Here is an 18007-nt window from a genome sequence, read left to right on the forward strand (position 1 = left end):
GCCTGACGCCCTGTCCATCCGAGATATCTAGGGGGGTCCTGCGCACACGATGGTTTTCGGCCGGGGGACCCGGCGGGTCTGCGGGACGGCATCGGGGATCGGCAGGGGCGGCAGCGGGTCCCAGGCGGCGGCCGTCGTGGGCGGCTCCCAGCCGTCGCCGCTTGCCGGTTCGTGGGGTAGGAATGGGGGCTGTACGAACCGGGGGAGGGGTGCGGATGAGAGCGGCGCGAATCGCCGTGGTGGTGGCGGGCGCGGTGGCGCTGGTCGCGGGGTGCGCTTCGGGAGGTGCGGGGGGTTCCGGGGGATCCGGGGAGCCCGGGGGGATGTCGGCGCAGGCGCACGGCTACCTGTCGGAGGCGTTGGACCTGTTGCAGCGGGAGTCGTTGAACACCGGGACGGTGGACTGGCCGAAGCTGCGGGGCGAGGCGTTCGCGCGGGCGGCCGGGGCGCGGACGGCGGCCGACACCCATCGGGCGGTCGGCGGCGCGGTGGCGGCGCTCGGGGACGGCCACAGCCGGTTCTACCCGCCCGGTGAGGCGGCGGCCGTGGACGCCGACCCCGCGACGGTCGACGCCCCGACGGTCGAACAACTTCCGGGCGGCATCGCCAGGTTGAACCTTCCGGCGGTGAACGGCTCGGAGCGCACCTACGCCGAGTACGTCGCCCGCGGCCGCTCCGCCGTCGCCGGGGCGAGCGCCTGCGGCTGGGTGGTGGACCTCCGCCGGGAGAGCGGCGGCGGGATGTGGGCGCCGCTGGCCGTGGCGGCTCCGCTGCTCGGGGACGGTCCGGTGGGGGCCTTCGTCACGGCGGACGGCACCCGCAGCGTCTGGTCGGTGCGCGGGGGCGTGCCGTTCCTGGACGGGGCCCCGCAGGCGGAGCCCCCCGGGGACGGCGCGGACGCGTGGCCGGGCGCGCCCGTCGCCGTCCTCACCGGCCCGGGGACGGGCAGCGCGGGCGAGGCCGTCACCATCGCGTTCATCGGCCGCCCGGACACCCGCAGCTTCGGCGCGCGCACCTACGGGGTGCCCACCGGCAACGCCGCGCACCGGTTGTCGGACGGTGCGGTCGTCCTGCTCACGGGCGCCGCCGAGGCGGACCGCACGGGCCGGATCCACGCGGGGCCGATCGAGCCGGACGAGGCCGTGGACACCCGTAAGGAGGGGGATCCGTCACTCTCCGCCGCGACCGGCTGGCTCGGGCGGCAGGCGTCCTGCCGGAGCACCCCGTAGTACCCCGTTGTCCCGTGGCAGCCGGAGCGATCGTCCGTGTCCGTCATGGCGCGGCCGGGGCCGTACGGGACGCGCGGTGCCGTGCGCCGGTGACGACGAGGGAGACGTTCTGCCCGCCGAAGCCGAAGGAGTTGCTGAGCACGGCCTCCTGGGGGACGTCCCGTCGCTCCGCGACGACGTCGAGACCGATGTCGGGGCCGATGCCCGCCGCGGTGAGGTTGCGGGTCGGCGGGATGACGCCGTGCTCCACGCTGAGGACGGCGATGAGCGCCTCGATCGCGCCGGCGGCGCCGAAGAGGTGGCCGAGAGCGGCCTTGGGGGCCGTGACGGTGGCGCGGCCGAAGACCTCCCTGATCGCGTGCGCCTCGGCGGCGTCGCCGACCGGCGTTCCGGTGGCGTGGGCGTTGATGTGACCGATCTGCCCGGGGGTCAGACCGGCCTGGGCGAGGGCCTTGCGCATGGCGGAGACCTGACCGGCACCGTCGGGGGCGGGCGCCGTGATGTGGTGGGCGTCGGCGGCGATGCCGGCGCCCGCGAGCACCGCGTGGACGCGCGCGCCCCGGGCGGCGGCGTGCTCGGCGCTTTCGAGCACCAGGACGGCGGCGCCTTCGCTGAGGACGAATCCGCTGCGGTCCGCCGCGAACGGCCGGGACGCCGAGGCGGGATCGGCGGTGTGCCCCGACAGTGCCTGGGCCCGGGCGAACCCGGCGACGGTGATCGGGGTGGTCGCGGCCTCGGTCCCGCCCGCGATGACCACGTCCGCCTCGCCGGCCCGGATGAGACGGGCCGCCAGCGCGATCGCCTCGGCCCCGGAGGAGCACGCCGAGACGGGCGTATAGACCCCGGCCCGCGCGCCGTACTCGATGCTGATCAGCGCCGCCGCCGCATTGGGCATGAGCATCGGCACCGTGCGGGGTGAGACGCGCCGGGCTCCGGCCGTCTCCAGGACGTCGTCCTCCCTCAGCAGCGTGCCCACGCCGCCGATGCCCGTGCCGATCGCGGAGGCGAGCCGGTCCGGGTCCACCTCCGGGGCTCCGGCATCGGCCCAGGCTTGGGCCGCCGCGGCGAGGGCTGCCTGCTGCGAGCGGTCGAGCCGCCTCGCCTGTACCGGCGGCAGCAACGTGGCGGGGTCGACCGCCATCGTCCCCGCGACGGTGTCGGGGAGGCCGAGTCCCTCGTGGGCGCGCAGGACGCCCCCGCGGATGCCCGACTCTCCGGCGAGCAGGGCTTCCCAGGTGGACGCCACGTCGGCCCCGAGCGGGGTGATCGCGCCGAGTCCGGTCACGACGACTTCGGTCCGGTTCATGCTCCTCAGCCTTTCTTGTATGCGATACAAGTGAACGCGGGGCAAGTTGTATCACATACAATTCCGGGATGGAGAACGAGCGAGTGGAGAAGGGGCGCGTGGAGGAGACGGAGCGCGTGGGGAAGAAGCGAACCGGAGCCCGACCGGCCCCGGGCCGCTCGCGGGACCGCGGTCGCGCGACGAGGATCCGGCTGATCGAGGCGACCGCGGAGCTCTGCAAGGAGCGGCCCGGCGCCGAGCTGAGCGTCGCGGAGATCGCGGGCGCGGCAGGCGTCTTCCCCAACCAGGTCACCTACCACTTTGGTTCCAAGGACTCACTGCTCGTGCACGCCGCCTTCCTCGGCCTGCTGCACGACGCCCGACGGATCGAGCGCATCGGCCGCCAAGCCCCCGACGCGGCGACGTTCCGGCGCAACATCGCCCGCGCCGTCCTGGCCATGCCCTCGCTCCCGTCCGTCACGCGGGCACTCGCCGCCGGGATCTCCAAGCCCGAACTCGCCCCCGTGGTCGACCGGCACCTCCAGCTGCTGTTCCGGCAGTCCGAACGCTTCGTCGGCCAGCTCGTCGACAGCCGCGGCTGGACGGCCCGCCGACCGCTCGCCGTGGAGGCCAGGACGTTCTGGAGCACCGCGCTCGGCGCCGTGCTGCTCGTCCGCGCCGGAGCGCACGGCACCGTCGCCGACCTCGACCTCGCCGGATCACTGACCATCCACGACGAGCCCGGTCCCGGCTGAGCGGGCGTGTCGTCCGGGACGGCTACGCTTCCGGACCATGTGGAGACAAGCGGCCCGCGAGGCGTTCCCCGACGCCGGTTTCGCGGAGCCCGCCGACGCGTCGGTCCTGGCGGCGGCCGAGCGCAAGCTGGGGGAGGAACTACCCTCCGAGCTCAGGCAGTTGCTGCTGGAGAGCAACGGAATCATCGGGCGGACCAGCGTGGACACCGTCTGGACCGTCGAGCAGATCGCCGAGCAGAACCTCCACTTCCGTACGGACGGTTCCTTCGCCCGGCCGTATATGCCGTTCGACGCACTCCTGTTCTTCGGGGACAACGGTGGCGGCGACCAGTTCGCCTTCGTGCGGACGCCGCGGAGGCCGGACGTCTTCGTCTGGGAGCACGAGACCGACAGCCGCCGCTGGGTGGCCGGCGGTCTCCGGGACTACCTCGGACGCTCGCTCGCCTTCCCTGTCAAGTGAGCGTGTTGGGAAGCGAAGCCATCTGCTGACTCAAGGTCGCTGGACCGAGTAGTGCTTTGTTAGGTCGGGGCTGGTCTTGGTCTGGGCAGTGGTCGTTGGCAGGTTGGAAACCCAGTGGTGGGACGGCTTCGGCAGGTGGGCGGGCCACTGGGCCGGCAGTCGGCACGCGGGAACGGTGCCGTCCTCCTCGATCCGGGGCCGGTGTCCGGCCAGCCGGACCCGTAGAACGATGAAGTCGCTGGTCAGGTGGTCGCGGGAGCCGTGTCGCCAGGTGATCGTGCGGGCCGCCGCTCGGCCGGCGGCCCGCACGTGCCCGGCCGGCGGGACAGGTCGGGTGCGGTAGCGGGGTTTGGGGCGGGGGCCGAGTCCGCCGTAGGGCGGCTGGCGGGGGACCGCGTCCGGCGGGTGGGCGGTTGCCAGGCCCTTGACCCGCACGATCCAGTGCAGGCCCGGTTCGTCGAGGGCGTTGCGGAAGTGGGCGTTGTCACCGTGGTCGGCATCGGCGACCACGACTGGCGGGGTGAGGTGCCGGGCGGCGAGCTCGTCGAGCATCTCCACCGCCAGGCGCCGCTTCGGCCGGTGGTCCTCATCCGCCGGGATGCGGCAGTGGGCCCGCCGCCGCCCGGTGCGGGCGGCGGCGGCCTCATCCGCAGCATGTTCCGGGTCCCGGGCAGCGGGCAGGAACAGGCGCCGGTCGAGCGGACAGGACGCCGTGTCAGTGACCGCGTGGACACTCACCCCGATCTGGCAGTTGCCGATCTTGCCGAGTGTTCCGGAGTACTGGCGGGCGACCCCGGGCGAGGCCGTGCCGTCCTTCGGGAACCCGGTGTCGTCGATCACCCAGGCGGCCGGTGTCAGCGCCTGCACGGCCCGCCGGGTGATCCGGGCGCGGGCCTCCTCGACCGGCCAGGTCGAGGAGGAGATGAACTGCTGCAAGCGCTGGTGGTCGACGCCCAGGCGCTCGGCCATCGGCTGCATCGACTTGCGCCGCCCGTCCAGCAACAGGCCACGCAGGTAGCTGGCGCTGACGTTGCTAAAGGTTCTTCCTCGGTCCGATCCTCCTCGACCCGTGAAGCGGGCTACCACGCTCTCGACACCCGCGCCGGTCCGTGACTTCCTGAACAACCTCGGCTCGAATCCCGCCGCGGCCAGGTGGGTGAGCTCGCGCGTCTGGCGAACGTGGCGAACTCGTGGTCGGTGATCGTTCTTCTCACCCTGCCCTACCGTCCACCTGGCGCGAGTCCGGCCCCGAAGGCGATGATCGCCAGGTGGACGCGGTCCCGGGCCTCGAGCTTGGCGAACAGACGCGCGACATGGGTCTTCGCCGTCGCCGCGCTGATCACCAGCCGCTCGGCTATCTCAGCGTTCGACAGCCCCTGTCCGACCAGTGCCAGTACCTCGCGCTCCCGGTCGGTGATCCCCGCGATGGGACTCGAGTCCGCGGCGGCCTCGGTGTCCGGTTCGGGGGCCGTGGGGGTGGCGGGGGTGGCGGAGGTTCCGGCGAAGTCGGCGATCAGCCGTCGGGTGACGCTCGGCGCGATCAACGCGTCGCCGGCCGCCACCACACGGATCGCGTCCAGGATCGCGTCCAGGGCCATGCTCTTGAGTAGGAATCCGCTGGCGCCGGCGCGCAGAGCGCCGTAGACGTACTCGTCGTCGTCGAAGGTCGTCAGCACCAGCACCTTGGGCGGGTCCGGCTCGGCGGTTGCCTGCCGGGTCGCCTCGATCCCGTCCATGCCCGGCATCCGGATGTCCATCACCACGACGTCCGGCCGCAGCTCACGCACCAGGCGCACCGCCTCGCGGCCGTCGCCGGCCTCGCCCACCACCTCCAGGTCGTCGGTGTCGCCGATCAGGATCCCGAGCCCGACCAGCATCAGCGGCTGGTCATCGACCAGCAGCACCCGCACGCTCATGCCGGGAGCCTCGCCGTCACCCGGAATCCGCCCTCCGGACGCCTGCCCGCGCTGAACTGGCCGGACAGCAACGTCACTCGCTCGCGCATGCCGAGCAGGCCGAAGCCGCTCCCGCCGGCCGCCGCCCAGGGCCTCGGACGGCCGGGCCCGCCGGGACCGTCGTCCCCGTCGTCCACCACCTCGATCCTCACTCCTTCCGGCTCGTAACCGACCTCGACCCTGCACGTCCGCGCACCGGAATGCCGCACCACGTTCGTCACCGACTCCTGGATGATCCGAAATGCCGACAGTTCGATCTCCGGCGGCAGCGGACGCCGCTCGCCCCGCCAGTCCACGTGGACCCGCACCCCGGCGTCGGCCGTACGTTCGGCGAGCCGCGGGACATCGGCCAGGCTGCCGGCCGGCGCCAGCGGAGCGGCCCCCGGCATGGCCTCGTCCGGCTCGGCGCGGCGCAGCGCCCCGAGCATGCGCTGCAGCTCCAGCAGCGTCTGGCGGCTGGTGGACTCGATGCCGCTCAGCGCCTGCCGCGTCTGCTCGGGCTTGGTGTCCACGACCCGCGCCGCCGCTCCCGACAGCACCGTGATGATCCCGATGCTGTGCGCGACACTGTCGTGCAGTTCGCGGGCGATCCGCAGCCGCTCGGCCATGACGGCGCGGGCCGCCTTCTCCTCGTGCAGGGCTCCGAGGTACTCACGGCGCTTGCGGTACACCCCTCCGAAGATCCACGCGACCGCGAACCACAACGCGAACCCCCCGGCCCACTGGACCGCGTCGCCGACGGACTGCTCGCGGTCGTGGATGTCGTTGACGAAAGCGGCCACGACGCCCGCGACGGAGCCGACGGCGGCAACCTTCGGCCGCCGGGCGGCGAGGTACCCGCCCAAGGCGACGAGCAGGACCAACATGATGACGGGCCGGGCGCCGAAGGCGTCGCCGAGGACCGATTCGCCCAGGATCACCGCGAAGACGGTCGCCGGCAGACGGCGCACCAGCAGAACCGGAAGGGCGAGCACGACATACAGACCTAGCATCTGGACGGGCTCAAGGTCGGGGAACCCGAACAGGGAGTGCTCAGGATCCGGGGTCCCCATCGTCAAGGGGATCATCAGCGCGTACAGGCCGGCGGTGGCCAGCACCACGGCCTGTGACGTCAGCCAGGTCACGCGCTTCGATGTCGAGAGACGTTGGAGGAGCTCTTCCACGCGGAGATCGTATTCAGTGGCGTGGGCTCCGCGCGTCGCCCCGGGGATGTACGCGGGGTACACCCCCGGGCCGACGGCCTGGGGAACGCGAAATCCACCGGCCGACGCGATGGATCATGGTCCGTTCCTAGGTTCATGGCCATGACGAATCCGCCGATGATCGCTCTCCAAGACGCGATAAAGCAGTACGACGACGGCCCGCCCGCGGTGGCCGGTGTGACCTTGTCCGTGGCGTCCGGTGGTTGTGTGGCGATCCTCGGCCATTCCGGCAGTGGGAAGTCCACGCTGCTGGACCTGAACGCCGAGGGCCAGACCATCGTGCTGGTGACCCACGACGTGCAGCTGGCCGCCACCACCGCGCACCGCACCATCGAGTTGGTGGACGGTGCGGTCGCGCGGGACGTCGTCAACAGTGGCAGCGGTGCCGGCCTGGCCGCCCACGCGCGGCTGACCCGTCCGGCGGGAGCGCTCGGATGACGCTGCGCAAGCCGCCGATGCCCCGACGCCTCTTCGAGGCCGGATTCCACGCCATGGCCCGCATGCTGCCGCCGGTGAGCCGGTGAGCGCGCTCGGCAAGGTCGTACGCTCCGGCGTGGGCCGGCGTCGGGCCCATTCCCTCGTCATGGCCTTGACGACGTTCACCGCGATGTTGTCATCAGTACTCTCCCTCGGCCTGCTGACCGGCGTTCATTCGCTCCGTCTGGTCCGCGTGGACGCCGGTTCGGGCTCCGGTGTCCCGCGGATCCTTCCGAAGGCCGCGGCCGCTTCCACGTTCCCTCTGCTGCTTCGCCGGGCGGCCACGGTCCTCACCGTGCTCGGGCTGGCGATGATTCCCTGGCTGGTCTTCCTGCACACCGGGCTGCCGGCCACAGCCCAGGCCTCGCACTGGGCCTGGACGTGGACGGGTCTGGACAGCTTTGAGGCGCTCGGCCTGCTCTCCACCGGACTGCTCCTCAGGCGCGGCGACTGCCGGGCCTGCCTGACCTCCGCCGCGACCTCGGCCGTGCTGCTGGTCGACGCCTGGTTCGACACCATGACGGCTGCCCCGGGTTCGGACTTCAAGCTGGCGGCGCTGATGACGGTCTTCGCCGAGTTGCCGCTGGCGGTGGCCTGCGCGGCTCTCGCGACCAGGACCTTCCCTCGGCCGGGCCGCTGAGCGGAAGAGCTCGTGACGTGAGCCCGTCGACGACCAGGTGGAGTTTGCCGGTCAGCCCGCCTCGGGAGCGGCCGAGCGCCTGGTTCTGGGTTCCCCTTTTCGTGCCCCGGCGGCACTCTGGCGGGCTCGCACGACGGTGGAGTCGACCGATACGAGCCAGTCGATGTCGCCGGCCGCGTCCGCCTGCGCTTGCGCGGCCCGCAACATCCGCTCGAAGGTTCCGTCCTCGGCCCAGCGCCGGAATCGGGTGTGCAGGGTGGCCCAGGAGCCGTACCGCGGCGGCACATCCCGCCAGGCCACCCCGGTCCGGAACCGTCGTAGGTCCAGCGGTAGGGCTTGGCGTCGTGTTCGTCGTAGGCCAAGACGAAGGTGGCGCTCGACGATGCCGGCGAAGGGAACCCCGCGCCGCACGACATACTCCCGGCGGATTACTCCGGTACCTCGCCGGGGCTACGAACGACACCAGAATGGTTACATCCACGGGCCGATTCGATACGGAGCCGCGGAACCTAGCGTCGATCCCATGAAACGCAATCGCCGTATCAGCGCCGTCGCGGCGCTGGCGCTCGCCGCCCTCGTCACCGGAACCGGCGCCGGTTTCGCCGCCACGATCACACCGTCGGCCACACCGATGGCCACGCACGCGTTCGACACCGCACCGGCCACGGCCACGGCACCCGCGCGGACCTTCCAAGGCACGCTCCCCGCGCCGACCGGCCCCTACGCCGCCGGCGAGGACGTCATCCACCTCACCGACGCGAGCCGTCCCGACCCGTGGATGCCGTCATCCGGCCCCCGCCAACTGACCGTCACGATGGTCTACCCGGCCGTCCCCGGGACCGGGACTCCGGCCCCTTACATGACCCTCGCCGAGGCAGCCGGAGCCATCCAGCTCCGGAAGATACCGGCGAGCTCTGGCATCACCCCACAGAACCTTTCCAGCGTCGCCACTCACGCCTTCGACGGCGCGCGGCCGCGGAGCGGCAAGTATCCGCTGGTAGTCCTCTCGCCCGGGTTCGAGCACCCGCGCATGATGCTCACCTCGCTCGCGACCGACCTGGCCAGTCACGGCTACGTCGTCGCACTCGTCGGCCACACCTACGAGGACAGCGGCGAGACGCTGGCGAACGGCCAGACGCCGCCGTGCGCGATCTGCGATGACCCGAACCTCGACATGGGCACGGTCACCGCCAGCCGCGCGCTGGACGTGTCCTTCGTGATCGACCAGTTGACGCATGGCAATACCGCGTGGCGCCTGGCACACCTCATCGACGAGCACGAGATCGGCATGGCCGGACACTCCCTCGGCGGAGCGGCGGCCGCCACCACGATGATCGCCGACCCGCGCGTACGGGCCGGCGTGAACATGGACGGCACCTTCGCCCCGGCCCCGATGCCCGGCCAGATCAACCGGCCGTTCCTCATGCTGAGTTCGCCCGGCAACCACCCGGCCGGCGGCGGCGACACCACGTGGGGGCAGGCCTGGGACGCCCTCGGCGGCTACAAGAAGTGGCTGACGGTCGCCGGCGCCGACCACACCAGCTTCACCGACCTGGACCTGCTTCTGGAGGAGGCCGGGTTCCCGACGCCGCCCCTCTCCCCGGCACGCGGGGTGGAGATCACCCGCGAGTACGTGACAGCGTTCTTCGACCGGACGCTGAAGGGGATCCACAGTCCGCTGCTGGACGGCCCCTCGCCGAACAATCCGGAAGTACTCTTCCAGCACTGGTGCAGCGCCGCGTCCGCTTGCCGTTGACCGACAAGGTCCGGATGGTGACGGTGGCTTCCTGGGTTGCGATCTCCACGTCGGGAGAACGCCGGACAGGGCGGTCGGCTGCGGCTGTCGGTCCGGGTTCGCGCGTTCAGGTGACGGTTCTAACGCGGAGGGCGCTGGCCGATGGGGACGACCGTAGGGTCGTCGGCGACCACACGGGCGCGCAGGCTCTGGTTCTCGGGCACGGTCCGGGTCGGCGGGCGACGGCGCCGGTGAGGTCGTGGGTCTTGTTCATCGCGTCGAGCTGCTTGCCGGAGGCGCCGGTGCGGGCGAGGACGTATTCGCGGGCCAGCCGGATCGCCCCGTTCTCCTCGTTCGCGGGCAGGGAAGTCCGGCGGCCAGCAGCGGTTCGAAGAAGGAGCGCAGTGCGGCCTTGCCGGCCGGGGTGGACCTGTTGGACCTGGCGGTCCTGCTGCGCAGGTGTTCGCCCTCGCACCAGGCCGCCAGGATGTCGTCGGAGAGGTCCTCGACCATCCGGACGGCCCAGACCAGCAGGGGACCCATGGTCTCCGCGGCCAGCGGCTCGCGCGCGTTCTCCCCACCCAGTGAGCCCGCGGCCGGCAGGTAGTCGTCAACGCCGAACTCGTCCCACGGGGGCCGGGCGATGCCGGCCGGGAACCCGCTGAGTCCGTCGAACACCCACAGCCGGACCAGCGCGGTGAGCGGCCTGGTCGCGGCCTTGCGTGACGTGGCGCTCTCCCGCAGGTGGAGCCCGTAGTCGTGCAGCACCTGCTGGTCGCACGCGGCCAGCGACTGGATGCCGCGTTCGTCGAGCCAGGTGGCGAGGTGCCGCCATGTGTCGATGGTCTCGCGCACGAGCGCGGGGGACAGGCGGGTGCGCATCTTGATGCCGCGCTGCTTGACGAAGGTGGGCCGCAGCTCACCGTTGATCAGCGTCCACGCGGCCAGCCGGATCTCCTCGCGCAGGTGGATGGGGAACTGCTGCCAGGTGACGGAGCGCAGGCTCTCGCCCGGGTTGGCGATCAGCGGGGCGAGAGACCATACCCGGTCCGCATAGCGCGAGTTGAAGTGGGCGTGCTCGGGCGTGCTCGGGCGTGATCAGGTGGTCGGGCACGACGGGCGTGGCCGGGCCGGGTACGGCGAGGCGGAAGCGGTCGGTGGCGGCCTCGGTGGTCACGGGTCGAGGTCTCCGGCGAGCAGGTGGTCGATGATGGTACGGCCGCCTTCGGTAAGGCCGGTCAGTGCCTGTTGCCAGGCCGGGGCGCCGACCTGCTGGCGAAGGTCTTCGAGACGGGCGTGGGCGTCGCCCCACCCTCGGCCCACACGTCGGCGGGCAGCACCGAACGGGCGTTGCCGAGGGCCTGGTGCAGGTGGGCCAGCCGGGGATGATGCCCCGGGTGGACACGGGCGTTGCGGCAGCCCAGGCAGAGCAGGAACGAGGCGGCGCAGCCGCCGGCCGCGTCGGGGGTCGGAACTGGCCGACCGCTTCGCCACACGCCGCCCGGTCAGCAACGACCCCGCCTCCTGCTTCCGCAGCCCCGACGACGTCACCGTCCGCACGAACGCCACGTTCCGGTCCTCCAGCCGCCCGGCCCAGCCGTACGCCGGCCGGCTGTCCCCGTCGAGCCCCGCAAGCCGATGTCCGTCCACAGTCGCCAGGTCCGCGGCGTCAGCCACCGCACGTTCGACGACCGCGCGTCCTTCGCCCGCGCCTGTGGAACCTCCGCCACCGAGCCGTCCCGGCCGACAACCTCCCGCATCTCCACCGGATTGGAGGCGATCCACCCCGCCCACTTCGCCCAGCGGAACAGCGCCGTGAACGCCGCAAGCTCGCGATTCCACTTGGCCCCGCCGATCTGACCGAGGTTCTCCGGAGCACAGGTCCGCCAGAACTCGTAGTCGTTCAGATCTCGTCCCTCCGCCCGGAGCCACGACTTGCCCCGCCCCCACAGAAAGGTCAGAAGCAATGCGATGTCCGTCGCGTAGTTCCTCTTCGTCTCCACCTCGTAGAACCGGAACGCCCTCGACTGCACGTAGAGGCTCAGTACCGGATCGACCTGGTGGTCCGGCGACAGGGAGATCGGGTCCCCCGGGTGAATCCCGCTCGCCGCCTCCCGCGCGCTCAGGTCGTCCCAGCCGGCCAGCAGCTTCGACCGGACACCGGCACGGTTGCGGGCGTCTGGGACCCAGAACACCTTCCAGCCTGTCAACGAGCACCCCTTCGGATCGCCTTCAACAGGCACACTCCAGTAGGGAAATGGACGACGGCGGAGATGACTGGTACCGGTAGCCCTCCGGCTCACCGGGACATCGGCGTCCCGGCGCCTCTTCCCCAACGCCACCGCCCCGGCCTCCCGAGTGGTGGGAGGCCGGGGCGGTGGTGCGGTGCGGGTGCGCGGGTGCGCGGTGTCAGCGCGCGTCGCGCAGGAAGACGGAGCGCTGGACGGACTGGTGGCCGTTCGACTCCGCGCTCACCCGGATGTCCACGTCGGCGCCGTACTTCGGGGCCTCCTTGAACGTGGCCCGGAAGGTGTACTCGACCGTGTTGCCGTCACGGACGCCCGGCACGTTCGGGTCGACCGTGACCAGGCCGCACTCGTCCTTCAGCTCGACCGGCTTCCACACGTCGCCGACCCGGGCCTCCACCGTGACGTCGTTCGGCGTCGGCCCCTCGGAGCTCCAGACGGTCACCCGGGGGCGCAGGCCCGCGGTGCCGTCCGGCGAGGAGACCCGGAAGCTGAACGGGATCGGGTCCGTGGTGATCACGCCCTTGGCCGGCGGCATCACCGAGAGCATCTCCGGGCTGTGGCTGTCGACGACCGTGGCGTTCAGCTCGGCCTTCGCCATGTCCAGGTAGTTCTTGGAGTGCGGCACGGGGGCGTCCGCCTCGATCGTGATCTGCCCCGGGCGGTTGGCCAGGGACAGTCGCATCCGGAACTCGATGGTCCGGCTCTCGCCGGCAGCCAGGGTGAAGGCCGCGTCGTCGGCGGTACCCGCGTAGTCCATCCCGCCGCCCTGGCTGAGGTGGTCCAGCGTCTTCCAGCCGGAGGCGTCCTTGCGCTCCAGGGTGCCGTCCGCCATCGCGAGCACCATGGTGCAGGGCGCGCCCTCGTACTGCTGGGTGGCCACCACCGGGGCCACGCTGCGGGTGCCGGTGGCGTCGTTGTTCTTCCAGGTGACGGTGAAGGGGACCAGGTCGTTCAGCCCGATCTTCCCGCCCTCGCTCAGGCCGCCGAAGGTGATGCCGATACCGCTTCCGCCGGACGGGGCGGGGGCCTTCGGCGCGGCGGGCTTGGCCGCGGCCTTCGCGGCGGCCTTGACGTCGGTCTTGGCCGTCGCGGCCCCGGCGGCGGGGGCCTGCCCGGCCGGGGTGGCGGCGGCCGGGGCCGCCTCGGCGGTCGGCGCGGCCGGGGCGGGGACGGTCGGGACGGCGCCCGCACCGGGGGTGGCCGAGGAGGTGGTGGCCGGGGCGGAGGCGGGAGCGGAGGCGGCGACGGAGGCCCCGCCCTCGGTCGGGCCGCAGGCGGTGACGCCGACGGCGGCGACAACGGCCAGCGGGACGATCTTCGCAATACGGGCGATAACGGACGCGTTCATGTGACAGTCCCCCCAAGGACATGGTGATGGTGGTGATCGGATGAGCGGGCGCCTACTGTCGCGCCCCGAGGAGTCGGCCCGAGCCCCCCGGCTCCGCCGGCTCGCTCTCCCCGCCTCTCACCCTGATAGACGTCCATCCCGCCGGGGGGTTGCAGCCGGGTTCGAAGAAATTTTTCCCGGCCCCGCACCCGCCCCCGCCCCTGGACCGAGGGCGGCGTCCAACGCCCCGGCCCGCGACGCGTTCGCGCAGGTCCTGGACGCGGTGCGAGCGGAGCCCGGCGCCGACCCGGCTGCCGCCACCGCCATCCAACAGCCTGTGCGAGTTCGCCCTGACCAACCCTGCCGGGGGCCATCCGCCCAAGCACGGCGGTGAGTTCACCTTCGGCGCCCCCGGCACCCGGGGCGACGGGCAGGCTGTCACCTCCACCGCGCCCCACCGCCGTATGGAGGTCCTATGTCAGCCGGAGCACCGGAGCCTCCTCCGGTCTCTGAGCCTCATCGATGACCGGGTCAAGTCTCGACGCCAACGGTTCCGGAACGCGCGCGCCCGGCGCCTCCCTGCGGGACGCCGGGCGAGCACCTGGGCCCCGAGGCTCAGTAGACCCGGTCGCACCGCTGGGAGCCGTAGCCGAAGCTCCCGTCCGGATGCTTGTACATCATCTGGACGCACACGAGGCCCGCGCCACGGCCGCCGAAGGTACTCGTGTTCTCGAAGTCGTACCACCGCTTGGTCTCGGTGTCGGCGTGGAGCCCCGGGCCGCTGAAAGCGAAGAAGCCCTCGAAGGTGGAGGCGCCGGCGGCCGAACTGCGCTTGTAGGCATGCGTTGCGTACCCGTCAGGGCCGCCGGTGACGAACGGGCACACCAGTTCGGTGCACTGCATGGACTCCGCCTGGGCCGGAGCGGACAGCAGCCCGACCGAGGACACCGCAACCAGTCCCGCCGCGGCCAGGCCGCTCTTCAACCTGGTTGACCACTGACGGATGGCTGTTCGGGATGATCCAGTGCGCATCGCTCGTCTTCCTCTCCTGGACCCGGCACCGCAGTACCGGGAGGAAAGCCCTGCCTCGACGCGAAACAGGGCTCGGATCCTAGAAGTTGATGAATCGCCACCGCTGATCGGCAGGAGGGTTGGTGCTGTAGTCGCAGGTGGCCTGCAGGATCGGGACGTTCAGGTTCGTGTTCTGGGGGACCAGACACGTGCCTGTCGCCCTGTTCACGAGACGCTTCCACTGCGGGTCGGCCGCATTGATGGTGTCTATGTACCAGTCGGCATCCGCTCCGGCGGCCCCGCAGTCTATCTGGCGTGCCTCTTGTTGGGATCGTGCGAGCAGGCAGAGCCGACTGTTCACGTTGGCGAGGAAGTAATAGTTCTCGCCGAGGTACTGGTGCTTCTCCCACTTCTGGTCCGCATACCCGGCACACTCCACCTGTGCGAGGCCGGTCTCGCTTCCATGGCCGGGCCCGAGAATGCACCGCTCACTGTTGTAGTTCTGGATGTTGTACGGGGTCCAGGACGACACAGCCGCCGGAGCGGCAGCGGTCGTGCCGGGAACGCCGAGGACCGCCAGTGCCCCTGAACCGAATACTGCCAGTACCGCCGTGAGTCTCTTCATGACGTACCCCTTTCGGAAGGAAATCCGCCCGCCCGGCACGCCCGCGGAACCCGTCCGGTGCCCTTCCGGCACCGCGGAACCGTCCTTCGTAGCCGCCTCATCGAGCACGGGACTTGCCGGGCCATGGGCAGTCTCTCCGGGAACTCAAGGGAATCCCAAGGCGCAATCAGGCCAACGTGACAAGTCCTTTGCTTACGTTTCGGAATGACACCCAATCCCCGTGGGATGCAAAGTGGACCGAACCAGCGGGAGTAAGAGGCGGTGCAGGCGGCAGCCGTATGCGTGGCGCGCGATCAGCGCCCTGAGTAGACCCCGTTGGACCCCGGCACACGTGGTGGCGCCGCACGCCGCCGATCATCCGGTGAGGGCGCACTGCGTCAGTTCGCCCTGGCGAACTCCAGTCACCCGAACCACACGGTCCAGAGCCGTGTGCTGCCCGCCTGTCTACGGTGGCGTGACGCCAACGCCCGCCACCACGACGTCCCGGCCGCCCAAACACAAGGGGCGAGCCCGCATCCGCGGCGAGAAGGGCCTGCGCCGGGGCGGCAGGCCCTCCTCGCCGCGTGATCAAGCAACCCGGCGAACGAACTCGCAGTGCTAGAGCTGGCTCAGGATCGTCGGGTCCGTGATCTTCGTGTCCTCGGCCAGCATCATCGCCTTGCTGAGGATCACGGCCAGCAGGCGGTCGCCCTCGAAGGGGAGGTAGCCGGTCTGCGGGGCGGCCGCGGCGGACTTCGGGACGATGCACAGGTACTGGTCGTTCGGCGTCATCAGGATGTTCCCCGAGCCGAGGTGGATCTTGTACGTGTGGCGCTCGCCCTTCACGTGGAGGAAGCGGCCCTCGAGGGTGCAGCGGTCGGCTATCGCCAGCCGGGGCACGAGCCGCTCCAGCAGCATGCGGCGCGTCTCGGCACCCTGGCCGAGCTCACCGAAGCCGTACGACCTCCAGTAGTCCCTGAAGCGGCCCTCCGGTCCGCCGTCCTGCCAGGCCGGGTCGTTGCCGATGCTGGCCACGCCCACGAACAGGTCCACGTCGCGCAGGACTTCGGACAGCACGAGCGGCGGGACCTCGGCGAGCTGGACGGGCTCCACCGGCCCGGCGCCGGCCTCCGGCCACATGCGGTACTCACCGCCGTAGCAGTCCGCCGCGTTCTCCGGCGCGTCGATCGGGTAGAAGCGGACCTGGTCGGTGGCCAGACGCAGGTAACTGCCCGACTCGGTGGTGTCGTCCCCGTACTCGTCGCCCTCCCCGTGGATCCAGTACTCGGCGCGCAACCCCCACTGCGGCAGCGCACGGGTGGCGGGCGGGGCCGAGTCGTCGACCATCAGGCGCAGCTTGTTGCGCCACCCCCGGGCCGACGTCAGGGAGTGGAACTGGTGCTGGCGCAGGACGTGCGCGGCGAAACGGTTGGAGTACGTCCCCGTCGCGCGCTCGGCGTCGGTCAGCAGGTACACCTCGCGGTGGGCCTGCTTGAACGGCTGGGTGATCTCGTGCCGCTCCAGCCAGTCACGCCAGGCCACGACCTGGGCGGGCTCGTGGCCCACCGGGTGCCAGAGCCGGACCTCGGCCCCTTCCCGCACCGGGTCGTCGGCGAGGGTGCGCAGCTCGCCGTCCGCGAATCCGACGGTCGTGCCGTCGACCGTCCACAGCAGCCGTCGGGCCAGGGTGCCGACCAGGGGGTGGTCGAGGTACCGCTCGCGCCAGGCGGTGTACGGCCAGGTGCGGCGGCCGAGGAACTGCCGGTCCAGACGCTCGCTCTGGGCGGAGAGCATCTTGTCGATGTCCTTGACCGCCGTCTTCAGCTCCTTGAGCTGCTCGGCGTGGTCGCGCTTGACGGCGGCGGGCACGCTCTTGACCTCCTTGCCCGCGGCGTTGCGCCAGCCGAGGAACACCCTGGTGCCCCGGACCTCCAGGACCGCCGTGGCCTCGCCCAGACGCGGCTCGGCCCGGCCGACCCCGGTCAGCCCGTAGGCGGGGACGGCGATCTCCTCGACCTCCTCGCGGGACAGGCCCAGCGCCTCGGCCCGGGTCCGGAGCGCGGTGTCGAGCAGCTTGAGCGTGCCCTTGTACGTCACGCGGGTGGCCAGGCGGGCGAGTTCGGCGAGGGCCGCTTCGCCGTCGATGCGGGAGAGCGCGGTCGTGGCGGCGTTGGCGACCTTCGGGTTGCGCGGGCCGAGCCCGGGGATCTTCCTGAGGGAGGTCTCGACCAGCGCGCCGAGGGCGCGGGCGGTGTCCGGATGGGCCGGCAGCAGGGCGAGCATCCAGGTCAGTCCGCGCAGGGCGTTGGCGTTGTACGGGTCGTAGGCGCTGTGTCCGTCGGACCCGAGGAGTTCATGGTTCAGCGCGAAGGTGCGGCGGCCGACGAGGGCGAGCCAGGGCAGCAGGGTGGTCCGGACGCGGTCGGCACCGAGGGGGAGGATCAGGCGTTCGGCCCGCTGCTCCCACGGGCGGGAGGGCTTGGCGGCTGTGGCGGTCGTCGCGTGCCGCAGGAGTGCCTGCCAGTCGGGGTCGTCCAGGGTGTCCCGCAGGGCCTGCTCGGCCCATTCCTCACCGACGTTGAGGACGGGCTCGGTGAGCGTGCCGGCGAACTCGACGAGCGGCTTCCTGCCGTAGGTGTCCAGGGCCGAGCGCCGGTAGACGGCCACGACCTCGGGAGTGAGGGGGCGGCCGGCCCCGAGCTCGGCCTCGGCGAGGAGCAGGTGACGGCCGCTGTGCACCACGGAGTTCTCGTGGCCGAGCTCGTCGAGCTTCTCCGTGCGCTCCGCCGGGAGCCGGTCGCCGGGCAGACCGTGCGCGACGACAGCCAGCAGGATGAGAACGTTCCCGCGGGCGACCGGGCCGGCCTCGGCCGAGTGGTACTGCCCGACCAGCGCGTCGGCGAGCGCGGTCCGGGCCTCGGACGGCAGCGCGCGCAACTCGGCGAAGGCGCCGTCCCACCGTCCCTCCCAGTAGCCGCTGTGCCTCCCTGTTCCCAGCTTCAGCAGCTCGACGGCGAGGTCATCCGCCTCTCCTGCGTACTGCCGGACCAGCTCCGTGATCTCCTGGAAGTCCATCAC

17 protein-coding genes and 1 pseudogene are annotated in these 18007 nt (G+C 71.7%); 7 read left to right on the top strand and 11 right to left on the bottom strand.

Annotation, left to right across the window (positions count from 1 at the left end):
* The first annotated feature begins 323 nt into the window (after positions 1–323).
* Positions 324–1229 (top strand): S41 family peptidase, encoded by a 906-nt coding sequence (locus ACFVU7_RS36220; protein WP_388049678.1) that lies wholly within the window; start codon positions 324–326, stop codon positions 1227–1229.
* 43 nt (positions 1230–1272) lie between these two features.
* On the opposite strand, the gene ACFVU7_RS36225 is transcribed toward ACFVU7_RS36220, so the two are convergent.
* Complete coding sequence (locus ACFVU7_RS36225; protein WP_388049681.1) at positions 1273–2535, bottom strand: beta-ketoacyl-[acyl-carrier-protein] synthase family protein; 1263 nt, start codon at positions 2533–2535, stop codon at positions 1273–1275.
* Between the two features lie 68 nt (positions 2536–2603).
* Here ACFVU7_RS36225 and ACFVU7_RS36230 point away from each other — a divergent pair, with 68 nt between their 5' ends.
* Together ACFVU7_RS36230 and ACFVU7_RS36235 are read left to right on the top strand one after the other, a co-directional pair.
* Entirely contained in the window at positions 2604–3269 is a 666-nt protein-coding gene (locus tag ACFVU7_RS36230; RefSeq protein ID WP_388049684.1) for a TetR/AcrR family transcriptional regulator C-terminal domain-containing protein, read from the top strand.
* Positions 3270–3306: 37 nt separating this feature from the next.
* Positions 3307–3729, top strand: coding sequence for an SMI1/KNR4 family protein (locus ACFVU7_RS36235; RefSeq protein ID WP_388049686.1), 423 nt, complete (start codon positions 3307–3309; stop codon positions 3727–3729).
* A 30-nt stretch (positions 3730–3759) separates the two neighbouring features.
* On the opposite strand, the gene ACFVU7_RS36240 is transcribed toward ACFVU7_RS36235, so the two are convergent.
* From ACFVU7_RS36240 to ACFVU7_RS36250, 3 genes are all read right to left on the bottom strand, one after another.
* Positions 3760–4815 (bottom strand): IS701 family transposase, encoded by a 1056-nt coding sequence (locus tag ACFVU7_RS36240; RefSeq protein ID WP_388049754.1) that lies wholly within the window; start codon positions 4813–4815, stop codon positions 3760–3762.
* A gap of 134 nt (positions 4816–4949) precedes the next feature.
* Positions 4950–5645 (bottom strand): response regulator, encoded by a 696-nt coding sequence (locus ACFVU7_RS36245; RefSeq protein ID WP_388049689.1) that lies wholly within the window; start codon positions 5643–5645, stop codon positions 4950–4952.
* Entirely contained in the window at positions 5642–6910 is a 1269-nt protein-coding gene (locus tag ACFVU7_RS36250) for a sensor histidine kinase (protein ID WP_388049692.1), read from the bottom strand. Before ACFVU7_RS36250 ends, ACFVU7_RS36245 begins: the two co-directional genes overlap by 4 nt.
* 93 nt (positions 6911–7003) lie before the next feature.
* On the opposite strand from ACFVU7_RS36250, the gene ACFVU7_RS36255 reads away from it, so the two are divergent.
* Both ACFVU7_RS36255 and ACFVU7_RS36260 read left to right on the top strand, forming a co-directional pair.
* Positions 7004–7324: an ATP-binding cassette domain-containing protein gene (locus ACFVU7_RS36255; protein WP_388049694.1), complete on the top strand. Its 321-nt coding sequence runs from the start codon at positions 7004–7006 to the stop codon at positions 7322–7324.
* A 145-nt stretch (positions 7325–7469) separates the two neighbouring features.
* Complete coding sequence (locus tag ACFVU7_RS36260) at positions 7470–8003, top strand: hypothetical protein (protein ID WP_388049696.1); 534 nt, start codon at positions 7470–7472, stop codon at positions 8001–8003.
* Between the two features lie 51 nt (positions 8004–8054).
* On the opposite strand, the gene ACFVU7_RS36265 is transcribed toward ACFVU7_RS36260, so the two are convergent.
* Positions 8055–8414 (bottom strand): transposase, encoded by a 360-nt coding sequence (locus ACFVU7_RS36265; protein WP_388049699.1) that lies wholly within the window; start codon positions 8412–8414, stop codon positions 8055–8057.
* A 112-nt stretch (positions 8415–8526) separates the two neighbouring features.
* Between ACFVU7_RS36265 and ACFVU7_RS36270 the strand changes: the two genes are divergently transcribed.
* A complete protein-coding gene (locus ACFVU7_RS36270; RefSeq protein ID WP_388049757.1) occupies positions 8527–9759 on the top strand; it encodes an alpha/beta hydrolase family protein in 1233 nt (410 codons plus the stop codon).
* A gap of 249 nt (positions 9760–10008) precedes the next feature.
* On the opposite strand, the gene ACFVU7_RS36275 is transcribed toward ACFVU7_RS36270, so the two are convergent.
* From ACFVU7_RS36275 to ACFVU7_RS36295, 5 genes are all read right to left on the bottom strand, one after another.
* Positions 10009–10620: a hypothetical protein gene (locus ACFVU7_RS36275; protein WP_388049701.1), complete on the bottom strand. Its 612-nt coding sequence runs from the start codon at positions 10618–10620 to the stop codon at positions 10009–10011.
* A gap of 665 nt (positions 10621–11285) precedes the next feature.
* Positions 11286–11948 carry a site-specific integrase gene (locus tag ACFVU7_RS36280; protein WP_388049704.1) on the bottom strand — a complete coding sequence of 221 codons (663 nt, stop codon included), beginning with the start codon at positions 11946–11948 and terminating at the stop codon, positions 11286–11288.
* Positions 11949–12147: 199 nt separating this feature from the next.
* Positions 12148–13335, bottom strand: a complete 1188-nt coding sequence (locus tag ACFVU7_RS36285) for a hypothetical protein (protein ID WP_388049707.1) — start codon at positions 13333–13335, stop codon at positions 12148–12150.
* Between the two features lie 594 nt (positions 13336–13929).
* The gene (locus ACFVU7_RS36290) at positions 13930–14262 is read right to left on the bottom strand and encodes a hypothetical protein (RefSeq protein ID WP_388049710.1); all 333 of its coding nucleotides are present in this window, start codon (positions 14260–14262) and stop codon (positions 13930–13932) included.
* 163 nt (positions 14263–14425) lie between these two features.
* Positions 14426–14950: an RICIN domain-containing protein gene (locus ACFVU7_RS36295; RefSeq protein WP_143204584.1), complete on the bottom strand. Its 525-nt coding sequence runs from the start codon at positions 14948–14950 to the stop codon at positions 14426–14428.
* Positions 14951–15316: 366 nt separating this feature from the next.
* Here ACFVU7_RS36295 and ACFVU7_RS36300 point away from each other — a divergent pair.
* A pseudogene (locus tag ACFVU7_RS36300) lies at positions 15317–15551 on the top strand (hypothetical protein); the annotation flags it as partial.
* Here ACFVU7_RS36300 and ACFVU7_RS36305 read toward each other — a convergent pair.
* Positions 15548–18004, bottom strand: coding sequence for a DUF4132 domain-containing protein (locus ACFVU7_RS36305; protein ID WP_388049760.1), 2457 nt, complete (start codon positions 18002–18004; stop codon positions 15548–15550). The pseudogene ACFVU7_RS36300 and the gene ACFVU7_RS36305 overlap by 4 nt on opposite strands.
* Between the last annotated feature and the right edge of the window lie 3 nt (positions 18005–18007).

The sequence above is a fragment of the Kitasatospora sp. NPDC058046 genome, assembly GCF_042885595.1.
Taxonomy (GTDB): domain Bacteria; phylum Actinomycetota; class Actinomycetes; order Streptomycetales; family Streptomycetaceae; genus Kitasatospora.

Coding starts and splice junctions, on each gene's coding strand:
- ACFVU7_RS36220 (WP_388049678.1), top strand. CDS start 324: ATGTCGGCGCAGGCGCACGGCTACCTGTCGGAGGCGTTGGACCTGTTG.
- ACFVU7_RS36225 (WP_388049681.1), bottom strand. CDS start 2,535: ATGAACCGGACCGAAGTCGTCGTGACCGGACTCGGCGCGATCACCCCG.
- ACFVU7_RS36230 (WP_388049684.1), top strand. CDS start 2,604: ATGGAGAACGAGCGAGTGGAGAAGGGGCGCGTGGAGGAGACGGAGCGC.
- ACFVU7_RS36235 (WP_388049686.1), top strand. CDS start 3,307: ATGTGGAGACAAGCGGCCCGCGAGGCGTTCCCCGACGCCGGTTTCGCG.
- ACFVU7_RS36245 (WP_388049689.1), bottom strand. CDS start 5,645: ATGAGCGTGCGGGTGCTGCTGGTCGATGACCAGCCGCTGATGCTGGTC.
- ACFVU7_RS36255 (WP_388049694.1), top strand. CDS start 7,004: ATGATCGCTCTCCAAGACGCGATAAAGCAGTACGACGACGGCCCGCCC.
- ACFVU7_RS36260 (WP_388049696.1), top strand. CDS start 7,470: ATGGCCTTGACGACGTTCACCGCGATGTTGTCATCAGTACTCTCCCTC.
- ACFVU7_RS36270 (WP_388049757.1), top strand. CDS start 8,527: ATGAAACGCAATCGCCGTATCAGCGCCGTCGCGGCGCTGGCGCTCGCC.
- ACFVU7_RS36275 (WP_388049701.1), bottom strand. CDS start 10,620: ATGCGCACCCGCCTGTCCCCCGCGCTCGTGCGCGAGACCATCGACACA.
- ACFVU7_RS36285 (WP_388049707.1), bottom strand. CDS start 13,335: ATGAACGCGTCCGTTATCGCCCGTATTGCGAAGATCGTCCCGCTGGCC.
- ACFVU7_RS36295 (WP_143204584.1), bottom strand. CDS start 14,950: ATGAAGAGACTCACGGCGGTACTGGCAGTATTCGGTTCAGGGGCACTG.
- ACFVU7_RS36305 (WP_388049760.1), bottom strand. CDS start 18,004: ATGGACTTCCAGGAGATCACGGAGCTGGTCCGGCAGTACGCAGGAGAG.